The sequence below is a fragment of the Anaerotruncus sp. 80 genome (assembly GCF_009936115.1).
GTDB lineage: Bacteria > Bacillota > Clostridia > Peptostreptococcales > Anaerovoracaceae > Senimuribacter > Senimuribacter intestinalis.
Genome location: NZ_QWES01000014.1, coordinates 49,960 through 63,598 on the forward strand (window position 1 = coordinate 49,960; position 13,639 = coordinate 63,598).

The following is a 13,639-nucleotide window of genomic DNA, read 5'->3' on the forward strand; positions in this document are numbered from 1 at the left end:
AGTTCGCCCATGTATATGCTACCATATTTTACATTTACTGTCAACTTCTTTGTCAGCATTTTATTTTCCTCTGCACACAAGCTTAGAAAATCAAATACTACTATTGCTGCGACTCAACTTGAATTACCACAATCTCTGGTCTATTGAACACTCTGAACGGGAAGGTACTGTTGCCCAGCCCCCTGCTGATTACCATAGTACTATTCCCCGATTGATGCATACCACTTGTCAGCTTCGGTAAAATTCCCTGCCCAGGCGCAAACAGTCCCTGTGTGAAAGGCAGTCGAATCTGTCCGCCGTGCGCATGCCCTGCAAAAATCAGATTGATACCAGGTACAGCATACACTTCCAAAAACTGCGGCTCATGAACCAGCAATAGTGTAAAAGCATTCTCACCTTCCCCCGCATCTGTCAGAAGCGCCGCAATACACTCCCGCACCAGCTGCCTATCAATTTCCGTATCAGAAACCTTCTCTCTACTGCACTTTTCTCCTTCACGTAAAGCGCCGCCGCTAATCTTCGCACGATAAATCGTTTCCTCTGACAGCCCTAAAAGCCGCATCTGCGGCGCACCACTTTTTGTAAAGGTTGTCGCTCTGTCCCTGAGCAGGACAACTCCCATTCCTTCTAACACATCGTACATCTGCGATATTTCCTCTGCAGGTAGCGCCAGCTCGTGATTTCCATCAACATAGTAAACCGGCGCAATCCTCACAAGCCCCTCCATCAATGTGATTCCCGCCTGATAGTCCGTATGATTTCGATCTGTCAAATCCCCTGTAAACACAATCAAATCCGGCGAAGCAGCCCTTGTTTTTTCTAAAATCCGTCTCTGTGCTTTGCCGAAATACTCACTCTGTAAGTCCGACAGATGTACAATTCGAAGTCCGTCAAGGGCAGAAGGCAGCGCCTTGTTCCAGTAAAAATATCTCGTTGTTTTTATGCTCTTTCTGCCCCACCAAAGAAAACCTCCGAGGAGCAAAAGCAACACTGTCATCACAATCATCTCAATCAAATCCTTTTTTCCTTATAAACAGCATTATACAAGAAAATAGATTTTGCCGCAACATCCGCACATAATACACAGCAAATCTCTTGTATACAATCCACATGCTTTATGATATACTGGTATTCACGTATTACAAACAAGGAGGGCAAAAGTATGCAGCAGTTACAACAGAACAATCATCCGAAACGTCTGAAGCTCATCGGGGACAGAGCGTTTTATAAGAAAGTGCTTCTTATTGCCGTCCCGATTATGCTACAGAACGGCATTACCAACTTTGTCAATATGCTGGATAATATCATGGTAGGACAGGTGGGTACAGAGCAGATGTCCGGCGTTTCCATCGCCAACCAGCTGACGCTGGTCTTTAACATGGCAGTGTTTGGTGCTGTGGCAGGTGCCGGTATTCTGGGCGCCCAGTTTTTCGGCAGCAAAAATAACGACGGGCTGCGTCATACCATGCGTTTTAAAATACTCTGCGGTGTGATTCTGACCCTACTTGCCGCATTGATTCTAATTCCCTTTGGCGGCACGCTAATCGAAGCGTTTCTCCATCAGGGAGAAAGCCATGGCGATCTTGCTGCCACGTTAACCTATGGCAGAAACTATCTTTTAATTATGCTGATTGGCATGCTGCCCAGCGCCCTGTCTCAGGTTTATTCCAGTACACTCCGCGAAACCGGGCAAACTATCGTGCCGATGATCAGCGGTATCGTTGCTGTCCTTGTTGACCTGGTCTTCAATTACATTTTGATTTTTGGAAAATTTGGTGCGCCTGCTCTGGGTGTAGAAGGGGCTGCTATCGCCACTGTCCTCTCGCGCTTTGTCGAGCTTGCTATTATCGTAGTATGGACACATCAACATACGGAGCAACTTCCTTTCATCAAAGATCTCTACCGCAGTCTCCATGTGCCGGCAAGACTTGTCAAACAGCTGCTGCGCGTCGCTACGCCGCTGTTTTTCAACGAACTACTCTGGTCGCTGGCGCTGGCTTTCCTGGCGCAGTGCTATTCCATGCTGGGGCTTGACGTCATAGCCGCAGAAAACATCGCCAATACCTTGAGTAATGTTACCAACGTAGTCTTCGCTTCTCTGGGCGGCTCTGTTGGCATCATCGTGGGGCAACTGCTTGGGGCGGGAGAACTGGAAAAAGCCCGGGAGGAAGACAATCAGCTCATCGCCTTTTCCATGTTCTGCAGCGTGATTACAGGAATTCTTCTCATCCTCATCGCGCCTCTGTTTCCGCAGCTCTATAATACTGCCCCGGAAATCCAGCATATCGCCATGCGGTTCATCCAGATTCAAGGACTGTCCGCGCCGCTGTTGGGATTTATCAACGCGTCCTACTTCACCCTGCGTTCCGGCGGAAAAACCATCATCACCTTCCTCTTTGACAGTATGTTCCTGTGGGTCTGCACCATTCCTGCGGTCACCATCATGGTTCGCTTTACCAGCCTGCCTGTGGTGCTGGTCTTCCTGATCGACCATTCGCTGGATTTGATCAAATGCGCCATCGGATTCGTCTTGGTCAAAAAGGGCGTCTGGCTGCAGAACCTGACCGGCGAGCAGGGCGAAAATCAGAATGAAAGTGAAAGTTGTGCAGACTAACCATAATCGCCATCGATTTGCACAACCCATCGCAAAACAATAAGTTCAAAGTTATGCAAATACTTGCTTGAATTCATCCCTTTGCACAACTTTATGCCAGTCAAATACCTTGAAGTGGTGCAGAACATGCTAATCTCTCGTAAATTGCACAACTATAGAAGGAAAAAAGGGTAAAAGTTTTGCAAATGAATGCTGCATCATAAAATCTGCACAACTGTATGATAACCAAAGCCCTTAAAGTTGTGCAAATCGGGTAGTTACCTTCTATTCCTGCACAACCACCTATCAAAAAACATAAAGCAACACAAAAGGCACAGCCCCAGCGGTGGTTCAAAATCCCACTAAAGGCTATGCCTTAATTTTTTCCTATTTCCGTACGTCAATTCCTTTCAAACTGTATCCTCTACAGCTCTATTTCCAGCTCCACTGGGCAGTGGTCGCTACCAAAGATGTCCGTATGAATCTTTGCATCCACAATTTTGTCTGCAATGCGCTCACTGACGAGAAAATAGTCGATTCTCCACCCCGCGTTGTTCTTGCGAGCGTTGAAACGGTAGGACCACCAGCTGTACACGCCTTCCAAATCGGGATATAGATAACGGAACGTGTCCACAAAACCTGCCGCCTGCAGTTTGCGCATTTTGTCCCGCTCCTGGTCGGAAAATCCGGCGTTGCCCCGATTAGTCTTTGGATTCTTCAGGTCAATTTCCTCCTTAGCAACATTCATATCGCCGCAGATGATGACCGGCTTCTTCTCATCCAGTTCCAGCACAAACGCCCTGAAATCATCTTCCCACTCCATACGGTAGTCGATTCGCTTCAGCTGATCCTGCGCATTGGGCACATAAACATTGACCAAAAAGAACTTCTCATATTCCAAAATCACAGCCCTACCCTCATCAGTATGCTTACCGAAATTAATCTGCACAGACTGCGGCGCTTCCTTTGCAAAAATAGCCGTGCCGGAATAGCCCTTCTTTTCAGCGCTGCTGAAAAATTCCAGATAATCGGGCAGATCTACTTCCGCCTGCCCTTCCTGCATCTTCGTCTCCTGAATGCAGATAAAATCCGGCGTAAGCGCCGTCATAGATTCTACGAATCCCTTGCCGAGACATGCCCTCAGCCCATTAACATTCCACGAAATTAGTTTCATCTCTTTGCTCCTTTATAATGTGCAAAGAGCACAAGCAATCTGGGCTGCAACCTTTGCATTGTTGTAAACAAGCTGAATATTCGCCTCAAGGCTTTCTCCGTCTGTAATTTCCTTTACCTTCGCCAGCAGGAACGGCGTCGTCTCTTTGCCGCTGATATTCTTTTCAGCGGCCTCTGCAATCGCCTCGTCAATAGCGCGGTTAATCGTATCTGCATCCATGGAAAACTCTTCCGGAATCGGGTTAGCAACCAACATGCCCGTATGCAGTCCACATTTTCGCTGTGCATCAAAGGCTTCCGCAACCGCTAGCGGCGTATCCAGTCTATAATCTACGGCAAATCCGCTCTTTCGGGTATAGAATGCCGGCAGTTCTTCCGTCCCGTAGCCGATAACAGGAACGCCTTTGGTCTCCAAGTATTCCAAGGTCAAACCCAAATCCAAAATCGCCTTTGCGCCAGCACAAACTACCATAACTGGAGTGTTAGCCAGTTCCTCCAGGTCTGCTGAAATATCCATGGTAGTTTCTGCGCCTCTATGCACCCCGCCGATTCCACCGGTTGCAAAAATTTTAACGTCTGCCATGTTGGCAATCATCATAGTCGTTGCCACGGTCGTCGCTCCGTCAATCTTTTGGGACAGCACTACAGGCACGTCTCTTCTTGAAGTCTTTACAATTTCAGCGCCTTTCTTACCCAAATATTCGATTTCGTCTTTAGAAAGACCGCACTTGAGTCTGCCACCGAGAATGGCAATCGTTGCAGGTACTGCACCATTATCTCTAATAATCTGCTCCACAGCAAGAGCCGTCTCTACATTCTTCGGATACGGCATGCCGTGAGAAATGATGGTAGATTCCAGCGCAACCACTGGTCTGTTACTTTCCAGCGCCTCTCTTACCTCTGGCGCAATATCTAAATACTTGTTCATTAAAACCCCCTGTTTATTATATTATCACAAGAATTTTTTCCTATTTTAAATTATAGACGCTTCTCCCTTTTTTTACAAGTTAATATTAGTATGAATCCTGCCGGAAGTGGTGATACTAAATGCAGGAGGTGAAGAACATGCGCCAAGCAGAAAAGAAAAAAGGAAAAGACAAAGTTGCTGCGGTTTTAATGCTTTGTTTCTGTCTCATCGCTCTCGTCTCGATTTTCACCATAAAGTCCAGCATAGACAAGATTGCAAAAAGTGCAGGTGATGTGCCGACAGCGACAGAAACACCGACAAAACCACAACTAGATGAGCAGACTGATTCCCCAACGGAAGAAGCACTCGATGAAAATGAAAATTCGGAAGAAACTGCTTCCAACATTCCAACAGTTGACAGCCAGAAACAGACAAAGAAGAAAACATCTTTTGCTAGTCCTATTGACATGTCAACAGCAAAAATTTCCAAGGAATACTCCATGGATATGGTGATCTACAACCTGACCTTAGACCAGTACATGACCCACCCCGGCCTTGATTTTGAGGCGCCGCAGGGTTCCGGCGTAAAAGCTGTGGCTGACGGCACCATCACGGAGGTTTACACCGACGACGCCTATGGCATTACCATCGAAATCACCCATCAGGGCGGTTACATTTCCCGCTACTGCAATCTGGCAACAGACAAGCTATGCGAGAAAGGCGATACCGTAAAGAAGGGGCAGGTCATCAGCAACATCGGCAAATCTGCGCTGTACGAATCCATGGACAAAGCTCATCTGCACTTTGAGCTTTTGAAAAACGGAAAAGTCTGCGATCCGACCAAAGTCATTTCTAACTAATCGCAGTCGAAAGAAAAAGAGCCATCTCAGGCTCTTATCTTTACATAGTTGATATTTTTCCCCGTCTTTGCGAATTTATCTTCGTATTCAGTGGTAATATTTTCTGCCGCAAACTCCGAAGCGTGAAGATCTCTGCTCATCTCTAAAATTTCCAGATTTTCCTCTTCAATCTGTTCCAGGGTAAATGTAAACAACCCTTCGTTGTCTGTTTTGAAACAAATGCTGCCACCGGCACAAATAATCTGCCGATACTGCTGCAGCCTTTTTCCGTAGGTAAGCCGCCTCTTTGCATGGCGATCCTTCGGCCACGGGTCACTGAAATTCAGATACACCCCCGCAAGTTCTCCATCCGCAAAGAATTCTCTAATGTCTTTTACATATTCCAAAACAAATCGTACATTGGCGATTTGATCTGCGTCCGCTTTTTCAAAGGCTCTAAGTACCACACTTTGGTGTCCCTCGATTGCCACGAAGTTTCTGTCCGGATACTTCTTCGCCATTTCTGTGATAAACTGACCTTTGCCACAGCCAATTTCCAGATAGATGGGGTTATGGTTTCCAAAAATTTCCTGCCATTTTCCCTTATTCGCAGCTGGGATTGGTACCGTAAACGCCCCATAAGCTGCCAGTTTATTGTCAATATCTTTAATCTTTCTCTGTCTCATATATCCTCTAATAAATCTTCATCAAAACAATGGCTGCCAGAAACAGCGCCATCAAAACCATCGCAGTATAATCTCTGCCCTGCATCTTCATGGCATGCATGCGCGTTCTGCCTTTGCCGCCTCGATAACACCTTGCTTCCATGGCCATTGCTAAATCCTGCGCAATGCGAAATGCGCTGATAAACAGCGGTACTAAGATTGGAATCAGCGCCTTTGCTCTGTTCAAAATATTGCCGCTCTCAAAATCCGCCCCTCTCGCCTGCTGCGCTTTCATAATCTTATCCGTTTCTTCAAGAAGCGTCGGAATAAAACGGAGTGCAATAGACATCATCATCGCAATTTCATGAGCGGGCACGCCGACATGCGAAAGAGGTCCTAAAAGCCGCTCTATACCGTCAGTTAGACCGATTGGTTTTGTCGTCAAAGTCAAAAGGGATGAGCCGATAATCAAAAGTACCAGACGCAGCGCCATAAATGCCGCCATATAAAGACCTTCTTTGGTGATTTTCAAAAATCCCCACTGCCACAGCACCTGCCCGCTTGTCATGAAGATGTTGAGACAAAAGGTAAAAATGATAATCAAAAGTATCGGCTTCAGTCCGCGCATAATAAAGGAAAGCGGTACTTTGCTGACCGCCACCACGGTGCCCAGCGCTGCAATACTGACCGCAAATCCGACAAAGCTGTCCACCAAAAACAATTCTACGATAAACAAAATCGTCGCAATAATTTTGATTCTCGGGTCTAATCTATGAATGGGGGATTCCACCCCGTAATACTGTCCAAGCGTAATATCTCTAATCATGATTTCCTCTGCAAATACTCATATATTGATTCTGTCGCCTCCTTGAGACTCAGAATGTTTTCTTCCACAGGAACGCCCTTTTCTTTGAGCTGGCACATCAGTTCCGTCACCGGCGGTACAGAAAGTCCGATTCCAGCCAGCCTGTCTCTCTGCGCGAAAATTTCCTTCGGTGTACCCGCCATGACCAGCTTTCCTTCGTCCATGACCAGCACTTTGTCCGACAGCGCTGCCACGTCCGCCATATTGTGGGAAACGAAAAGAATGATATTGTTCTGCGATTCATGCACCTGCTCAATCATAGAAAGTATATCCTTATGCGCCCCCGGATCAAGTCCCGCAGTAGGCTCATCCAAAATCAGCACATGGGGCTTCATGGCGATAACGCCTGCAATAGCTACCCGCCGTTTCTGCCCGCCGGAAAGCTCAAAAGGGGATCGATCTTTGATGTCCTCGTAGGAAAGTCCCACAAGCTCCAGTCCTTCCTTAACTCTGCTGTCAATTTCCTCCGGGGAAAGCCCCAGATTCTTCGGTCCAAATGCCACATCCAGCGCTACGGTTTCTTCAAAAAGCTGATACTCTGGATACTGGAACACCAACCCTACTTTTTTTCTAATATCCCTCATGCTGACACCGGGCTTCGTAATATCGATGCCGTCAATTTCGATGGAGCCGCTGTCCGCTTTCAAAAGTCCATTGAGGTGCTGCAGCAGGGTCGATTTTCCGGAGCCGGTATGTCCGATGACGCCGACAATTTCGCCGTCGTATATGTTAAAGTTAATATTGTCCAGCGCCTTCTGCTCGTCCGGCATACCTTTGGAATAAATATGGGATAAATTTCTTACTTGTATTGACATATGAATTCCACCAATCCTTCAGCGGTAATGATTTCCTTTGGAATTTTGATTCCGCGTTTTCTCAGCTTCTGGGCAAGTTCCACCGCAAGAGGCAAATCCAGGCTCGCTTCTCTAATCGTTTCTTCCTGTGCAAAGACTTCCTCCGGCGTGCCGTCAAGCAGCACATGTCCTCTATCCATAATAATGATTCGGTCAGCCTGCACCGCTTCGTCCATAAAGTGGGTAATCAGCACTACAGTAATACCCTCATCGTGGAGCTGTCTGATAATCTCCATGATTTCTTCTCTGCCTTTTGGATCCAGCATAGCAGTCGGCTCATCGAAAATGATGCATTCTGGTTTCATCGCTACTACTCCGGCAATAGCAATTCTCTGTTTTTGTCCTCCGGAAAGCATATGGGGAGATTTTTTCTTATATTTTCCCATATTGACTGCTGTCAACGCATCATCCACCCGTCTTCGGATTTCGACAGGGTCTATGCCCAGATTCTCAGGTCCAAAGGCCACATCATCCTCAACGATGGAGGAAACCAGCTGGTTGTCAGGATTCTGAAAGACCATCCCGGCGCTCTGCCGCACATCCCAGATGTGGTTGTCATCGCTGGTATCCCAACCTCTTACGAAAATCCTGCCGCCGCTTGGAAGAAGAAGTCCGTTCAGGTTCTTTGCCAATGTCGACTTGCCGGAGCCGTTTCTGCCGATAATCGCAGTAAAACTGCCCCGCTCGATAGAAAGCGACACATCGTCAATAGCGCGGACCTTTTCGTCATCCTCTCCCGTCATATATTCAAAGATTAAATTCTCAATGCGAATGATATTTTCCATATACGCCTCTTGGTAATTATTGTTTAACAATTTATTTTACCACAATTACAAAAAATTTGCCATACTATAATTAGGAGGTGATAAAGTATGGAATTCAACAAGTTTGCGGCGATTTCTCCAAGTGAGATGAAAATCATCGATGACGCTGAAAGAAAGCTCTCTGACCAGTGCGGTTGCCAAGTGGCTTTGATTGCTTATGATGTGAAGAGGGACTAATTTCACAAAAAGAAGTCCCTAGAAAAAGACGGTAACCTGCTTCCAGATTACCGTCTTTTTTCAATTGGTGTATTTATTATTGCTAGCTTACCGTTTCTGTGCTACTTTGTCAGACCATGGTGTATATACTGTGTGACCGTCAATTTTCTTGTAGCCTCTTACTTTGTAATAGTAAGTTTTTCCCTTTGTTGTGCTCTTGTTGAGCGCAGAGAGTTTCTTTGTTGTAACGATTTTCTTATAAGTTCCGTTCTTTTTCGTTGCTCTGTATACCTGATAGCCATCTACTGCGCTTCCTGTCTTTTTCCAGGAAATCGTAATTCCGCTGGTTCCAGTCTTTGTAGAAACTTTAACCTTGACTGCTTTCACCGCATCTTTTGCAGCATAGTACTGTTTTGCATATTCAATCAGCATGGTACTCTTTTCGTAACGCTCAGCTGTGCCTTCTGCCCCGAAAATTACAGAAACAATATTCTGAGTTTTACCCTCGATTGTCACAGGCACTGCAGTAACCATGTTTGCACCGGATCTGTTAGTTGTTCCGGTTTTCAGTCCGATTGCACCCAGATTGTAAATCAGCGTTCCATAAGTTGAAGTTGCAACAACACCTTCTCCAAAGGTTGGAAGTTCAATTTGTGTCTGTCCTGTAAATGCAGTCAGTTCCTTCTGATAGTTCTTCAGCAAATAGGATGCCAGTTTGAACATATCTTTTGCACTCATGGAATTCTGACGCTTTGCAGTTACTGCGCTGCTGTCATAGTTTGGAAGACCATGTACATTGTAAAATACAGCTGAGGAAAGCCCCAGTGCTTTTGCTCTTTTGTTCATCAGTTTTACAAATGCCTCTTCGGATCCGCTGACAGCTTCAGCCAGCGCAGTTCCACACTCATTAGCAGACGGCAACAAGAATCCTGCCAAAAGATCACGAACAGAAACTTCTTTTCCAAGTTCAAAATTATTTCTGCAAATACCGGTGCTGTCTTCGGAGTTTGCTTCCTCCATCACTGCTTCAGAAATTTTTACTTTCGTATCCAGTGAAATTTTACCTTTGTCAATTGCTTCCTGCACCAGCAGATAAGTCATCAATTTTGTAGTGGACGCCAGCTGGGTCTGTACATTTTCGTTACTTGCGTAAAGGATTTCTCCCGTGTCAGCGTTGCCGACAATCGCACCGTGCAGAAAACTGAAATAACCATTTTTGTCAAGCTGATCGATGTCGATGCTGAAGTTCTTCTTCGTATTCACCGACAATGCATTTTTCCCAGTCAGCTTAGTTTCCAGACCAAAGGCAAATCCCAGATCTAAAATTTTCATGTAGATATCGTCTCCAGCTTTATACACGCTGTAGCCATAAGGCTTTCCGTCGATCTCCATGTTGGTCGGCGTTGTCATTCCCGGCGTGCTCAGGCTAATATCGTCCTGCCCTTCTTTTGGATTCTGGCTATATGTTACATCAAATGCTGCATTCTCTCCACCGACAGCTTCATAGGCTTTTCCCGTGGTGAAGATGTACTTGCCACTTTCTTCATCGTATTTAAAATTCATCTGCTTCTCGCTTCCACTCAAAGCGCTGCATAGATCTTTGACAGAAACATACATGTTATACGCATAGGACGCATTGTACGCTTTTACGGTCACAGGTTCATTTCCATCTACGCTGACTGCCAGATTGACTCTCTGCATCTGATCTCCTGCATAGACGGTTCCCATCGCGCCAAAACACATCGTCATGACGACAGATAAAACCAGGATTACACTGATTAGCTTTTTCTTCATTTGATCATCTCCTTTTCTTTTGTGATATCTCACACTAGAAAGGACATGCAAATGTTGTGCCAGAAAAAGGTTATTCTGAAAACTCTTTTATTTTAGGAGATTCGGATTTTTTCTGCTGCTTTCTCCTCATCTTTTCGTCCGAAATTCCGTTTAAAGAATCCGAATTTTAGAACATGCGTCCGCTGTGTACTTTAATATTAAAATTCTATGTTTTTCAAAGTCCCGCTTTCTAATCCATCATATAAATGCCAAAGAACCCCACCTTATCCTTCCCATGATCCCAGGAAAGTCCGCAGGTTTTACATAATTCTGCCACATTGATTCCGTAAGCAGAAAGGCAGGAAGCTCTCTTCTCCGGAAATCTACATGGCTCACCGCTCACCTTTGCACAAGGGCTGCAAGCGCTGCATGGTCCTGCCATAATTGCCATACCTTTAATGCCCTTCGCCTCAAGTTCATTGATAAAAATTCTGATTTTTGCGTTATGTCTTTTCTTCAGCGAACCGGTCTCTGCGGAATCGGTGATGTCTCCTACCGGCTGAATGGTCTGCAAAACCAAGGCACGGCTGTATTTCATCACCTTGTCCTTCATTTCGGCAGGGGTACCGCAATCCGGCGGACAGCCATAATTTTTCCCAAAATTACCGCATTGGTTCATCTCGCAGTATTTACGAAATTCAAATTCAAAGACCAAATCCTTCGCATTCATAAATGCGCTGTTTTCAATACCTACCTCTTTAGCAATCCGTAAAATTTCCTGTTCTGTCATAATTGTACCTCATTCAAATATGTTTCCACTGCGGTAATTATACCACAATCTCCCCAAAGAAAAAAGGAATCTTCCCCGCTGAAGATTCCTCTGTCCGTCGCAATTTATTTATAAGCAAAGAATTTTTTCGCCGGTGTTTTGCAAAGGGCGCTTGCTAATATGCAAGCAAGGACCATGCCCACTGCAAACTGCCCGATATTCCACGGCACACCCGAAAGCGGCGCAATGAAATTCCCATACATGACAGCTTCGGTCACATAATAGCCTGCCGTCATTTCAAGACCTGCGATGACCATTCCGATAACTTCCCCCACAGAAATTCTACCCTCTTGCTGGTTTTTCCCTGACTTTTCCATTCTCTCCACAAAACTTCCCAAAATCCATGCCATAACCAGCTTAATCAGCAGCGTCCACGGCGCCCAAAAAGCATAACCGCCGATGATGTCACCCAAAGCCGAGCCGGCGCCTGCTGCCAGTGCACCACTTTTTTTGCCAAGAATCAAAACGGCCAGAAAAATCATGGAGTCCCCCAAATGAACGTACCCCTGGGTAAACGGAATCGGCACTTTGATAAACATGGTCGCAATCATCACAAGGCACATCATCAAGGCCGTCATTACCATCGTCGCTATTTGATTTCTATTTTCATTTCTAATCATAATTTCACCTGTTTCTATTGACTTTCTCTCTGTCAGTATTATAATAGCACTAAAGTGTTCTTAAAGAAACAGTCAGAATATATTATTTTTATATATACACTTTGGAGGTTTTTGCGAAATGAAGCCGATTACAATAGAGTTCAAAGACAGTTCTAAAACGCCTTTATACATACAGTTGTACAGACACATAAAAAGTGAAATTACCTGCGGCAATATGACCGCCGGAGAGAAACTGCCTTCACTCCGCAGACTTTCTGCAGATTTGTCCATCAGCATTACCACCACCGAGCAGGCGTACAACCAGCTTTTGGTAGAAGGCTACATCATCAGCAAGCCGCAGTCCGGCTACTATGTTGCCAATGTGGCTGGCGGCAGTTCAGACAGAGGACTAACCCCAGAGACTGGTCTTGACCTCTCCTCTTATGCGGTACAGGAATCCCCTTACAAACAAGATTTGTCCTGCTTTGACTTTGGAAAATGGAAAAAATGCATGGCCCGTGTGCTTAACGACTACTCCCGTCTGCTGCTCTTTGAAAGCGACCCGCAGGGAGAAGGCGCCTTGCGCTTTGAGATTTCAAAGTACATCTATAACTCTCGCGGTGTTATCGCAAACCCGGAGCAGATTGTCATAGGCGCGGGTACCCAGCAACTGACCAGTCACCTTTGCCGGATTCTGCGCAAAATCAGCGTAGACCATATCGCAACCGAGGATCCCGGTTATCTTCCAGTGCAAAACATTTTCCGCGACCACGGTTTTAGTATTACGAAAATTCCTGTATCAGACGACGGAATCCATATAGAAAAACTGCCGACCAATATTCCTTCGGCAGTCTACGTCAGCCCCTCTAATCAGTTCCCTACAGGCTCCGTTATGCCGGTGGGCAGACGCTACCGGCTTTTAGAGTGGGCAAAAGAAAATCACAGTTTTATATTAGAGGACGATTACGACAGCGAACTGCGTTACTTCGGAAAACCTGTGCCGGCGCTACAGGGTCTTGACGACAGCGGCAGGGTTGTCTACCTGGGCTCTTTTTCGTCCACTTTATTTCCCGCAGTCAAAATCAGCTACATGGTGCTGCCGGAATCAATGATGGAAATTTTCAACACCATTAAAACCGACTACACCCAGACCTGTTCCAAAACAGAGCAGCTAACCCTCGCCCTCTTTATGGAAGATGGGCTTTACTACACCAATATCAAAAAATTGCGCAAGCTTTACGGTCAAAAACTACAGATTGCACTTACCGCTTTTGCGTGTTTTGGCGTCGGCTTCGTCACACCGACCAATACCAACTCAGGAATCAACATCATCTTAAAAGTCCGCACAAAAAAATCCCCTGCGATCCTTTCTGAAATGGCTCGCTCCATCGGACTCAATGTACAGCCGGCTGCCAGCCTGACTGACCAAGATACCGCCGCCCTCATCTTTTATTATAATCAGATTCCACTCGGCGAAATGGAATCCAGCATTGCGGCTATGATCACATTGTGGAAAAGCTGCTGATGTATCGCTTCGATTTTGCTAAATAGCTGCGAAACAA

The 13,639-nt window shown here is 45.9% G+C and carries 14 protein-coding genes; 4 read left to right on the forward strand and 10 right to left on the reverse strand.

Features of this window, described 5'->3' with window-relative positions:
* Window positions 1-100: 100 nt before the first annotated feature.
* Window positions 101-1,006, reverse strand: a complete 906-nt coding sequence (locus D1155_RS08535; protein WP_243151057.1) for a metallophosphoesterase — start codon at window positions 1,004-1,006, stop codon at window positions 101-103.
* 156 nt (window positions 1,007-1,162) lie between these two features.
* Between D1155_RS08535 and D1155_RS08540 the strand changes: the two genes are divergently transcribed.
* Window positions 1,163-2,614, forward strand: a complete 1,452-nt coding sequence (locus D1155_RS08540; RefSeq protein ID WP_160201976.1) for an MATE family efflux transporter — start codon at window positions 1,163-1,165, stop codon at window positions 2,612-2,614.
* Between the two features lie 403 nt (window positions 2,615-3,017).
* On the opposite strand, the gene D1155_RS08545 is transcribed toward D1155_RS08540, so the two are convergent.
* Both D1155_RS08545 and D1155_RS08550 read right to left on the reverse strand, forming a co-directional pair.
* Entirely contained in the window at window positions 3,018-3,767 is a 750-nt protein-coding gene (locus D1155_RS08545; protein ID WP_160201977.1) for an exodeoxyribonuclease III, read from the reverse strand.
* 12 nt (window positions 3,768-3,779) lie between these two features.
* Window positions 3,780-4,694, reverse strand: a complete 915-nt coding sequence (locus tag D1155_RS08550) for a pseudouridine-5'-phosphate glycosidase (protein WP_160201978.1) — start codon at window positions 4,692-4,694, stop codon at window positions 3,780-3,782.
* A gap of 137 nt (window positions 4,695-4,831) precedes the next feature.
* Between D1155_RS08550 and D1155_RS08555 the strand changes: the two genes are divergently transcribed.
* On the forward strand, window positions 4,832-5,533 hold the full coding sequence (locus tag D1155_RS08555) for a M23 family metallopeptidase (protein ID WP_160201979.1): 702 nt from the start codon (window positions 4,832-4,834) through the stop codon (window positions 5,531-5,533).
* A 26-nt stretch (window positions 5,534-5,559) separates the two neighbouring features.
* Here the strand turns inward: D1155_RS08555 and trmB are convergent, their stop codons facing one another.
* The 4 genes from trmB to D1155_RS08575 are packed head-to-tail and all read right to left on the reverse strand — an operon-like array spanning window position 5,560 to window position 8,681.
* On the reverse strand, window positions 5,560-6,198 hold the full coding sequence (gene trmB, locus D1155_RS08560; protein WP_160201980.1) for a tRNA (guanosine(46)-N7)-methyltransferase TrmB: 639 nt from the start codon (window positions 6,196-6,198) through the stop codon (window positions 5,560-5,562).
* A gap of 7 nt (window positions 6,199-6,205) precedes the next feature.
* A complete protein-coding gene (locus D1155_RS08565; RefSeq protein WP_160201981.1) occupies window positions 6,206-7,003 on the reverse strand; it encodes an energy-coupling factor transporter transmembrane component T in 798 nt (265 codons plus the stop codon).
* Window positions 7,000-7,857, reverse strand: coding sequence for an energy-coupling factor transporter ATPase (locus D1155_RS08570; RefSeq protein ID WP_160201982.1), 858 nt, complete (start codon window positions 7,855-7,857; stop codon window positions 7,000-7,002). The genes D1155_RS08565 and D1155_RS08570 overlap by 4 nt, the downstream gene beginning before the upstream one ends.
* The gene (locus D1155_RS08575; RefSeq protein WP_160201983.1) at window positions 7,842-8,681 is read right to left on the reverse strand and encodes an energy-coupling factor transporter ATPase; all 840 of its coding nucleotides are present in this window, start codon (window positions 8,679-8,681) and stop codon (window positions 7,842-7,844) included. Before D1155_RS08575 ends, D1155_RS08570 begins: the two co-directional genes overlap by 16 nt.
* Before the next feature lie 87 nt (window positions 8,682-8,768).
* On the opposite strand from D1155_RS08575, the gene D1155_RS15990 reads away from it, so the two are divergent.
* Window positions 8,769-8,897 carry a hypothetical protein gene (locus D1155_RS15990; protein WP_275557599.1) on the forward strand — a complete coding sequence of 43 codons (129 nt, stop codon included), beginning with the start codon at window positions 8,769-8,771 and terminating at the stop codon, window positions 8,895-8,897.
* 87 nt (window positions 8,898-8,984) lie between these two features.
* On the opposite strand, the gene D1155_RS08580 is transcribed toward D1155_RS15990, so the two are convergent.
* The 3 genes from D1155_RS08580 to D1155_RS08590 all read right to left on the reverse strand — a co-directional run bounded on the left by D1155_RS08580 (window position 8,985) and on the right by D1155_RS08590 (window position 12,098).
* The gene (locus D1155_RS08580; protein ID WP_160201984.1) at window positions 8,985-10,670 is read right to left on the reverse strand and encodes a serine hydrolase; all 1,686 of its coding nucleotides are present in this window, start codon (window positions 10,668-10,670) and stop codon (window positions 8,985-8,987) included.
* Between the two features lie 229 nt (window positions 10,671-10,899).
* Entirely contained in the window at window positions 10,900-11,439 is a 540-nt protein-coding gene (locus D1155_RS08585; protein WP_160201985.1) for a DUF2284 domain-containing protein, read from the reverse strand.
* 104 nt (window positions 11,440-11,543) lie between these two features.
* Entirely contained in the window at window positions 11,544-12,098 is a 555-nt protein-coding gene (locus D1155_RS08590) for an ECF transporter S component (RefSeq protein WP_160201986.1), read from the reverse strand.
* 118 nt (window positions 12,099-12,216) lie between these two features.
* Between D1155_RS08590 and D1155_RS08595 the strand changes: the two genes are divergently transcribed.
* Window positions 12,217-13,602, forward strand: coding sequence for a PLP-dependent aminotransferase family protein (locus D1155_RS08595; RefSeq protein WP_160201987.1), 1,386 nt, complete (start codon window positions 12,217-12,219; stop codon window positions 13,600-13,602).
* The last annotated feature ends 37 nt before the right edge of the window (window positions 13,603-13,639 follow it).

What these genes read in the sequence shown, in the direction of transcription:
- D1155_RS08535 (WP_243151057.1), bottom strand. Translation starts at nt 1,006, where the DNA reads ATGATTGTGATGACAGTGTTGCTTTTGCTCCTCGGAGGTTTTCTTTGG.
- D1155_RS08540 (WP_160201976.1), top strand. Translation starts at nt 1,163, where the DNA reads ATGCAGCAGTTACAACAGAACAATCATCCGAAACGTCTGAAGCTCATC.
- D1155_RS08545 (WP_160201977.1), bottom strand. Translation starts at nt 3,767, where the DNA reads ATGAAACTAATTTCGTGGAATGTTAATGGGCTGAGGGCATGTCTCGGC.
- D1155_RS08550 (WP_160201978.1), bottom strand. Translation starts at nt 4,694, where the DNA reads ATGAACAAGTATTTAGATATTGCGCCAGAGGTAAGAGAGGCGCTGGAA.
- D1155_RS08555 (WP_160201979.1), top strand. Translation starts at nt 4,832, where the DNA reads ATGCGCCAAGCAGAAAAGAAAAAAGGAAAAGACAAAGTTGCTGCGGTT.
- trmB (WP_160201980.1), bottom strand. Translation starts at nt 6,198, where the DNA reads ATGAGACAGAGAAAGATTAAAGATATTGACAATAAACTGGCAGCTTAT.
- D1155_RS08565 (WP_160201981.1), bottom strand. Translation starts at nt 7,003, where the DNA reads ATGATTAGAGATATTACGCTTGGACAGTATTACGGGGTGGAATCCCCC.
- D1155_RS08570 (WP_160201982.1), bottom strand. Translation starts at nt 7,857, where the DNA reads ATGTCAATACAAGTAAGAAATTTATCCCATATTTATTCCAAAGGTATG.
- D1155_RS08575 (WP_160201983.1), bottom strand. Translation starts at nt 8,681, where the DNA reads ATGGAAAATATCATTCGCATTGAGAATTTAATCTTTGAATATATGACG.
- D1155_RS15990 (WP_275557599.1), top strand. Translation starts at nt 8,769, where the DNA reads ATGGAATTCAACAAGTTTGCGGCGATTTCTCCAAGTGAGATGAAAATC.
- D1155_RS08580 (WP_160201984.1), bottom strand. Translation starts at nt 10,670, where the DNA reads ATGAAGAAAAAGCTAATCAGTGTAATCCTGGTTTTATCTGTCGTCATG.
- D1155_RS08585 (WP_160201985.1), bottom strand. Translation starts at nt 11,439, where the DNA reads ATGACAGAACAGGAAATTTTACGGATTGCTAAAGAGGTAGGTATTGAA.
- D1155_RS08590 (WP_160201986.1), bottom strand. Translation starts at nt 12,098, where the DNA reads ATGATTAGAAATGAAAATAGAAATCAAATAGCGACGATGGTAATGACG.
- D1155_RS08595 (WP_160201987.1), top strand. Translation starts at nt 12,217, where the DNA reads ATGAAGCCGATTACAATAGAGTTCAAAGACAGTTCTAAAACGCCTTTA.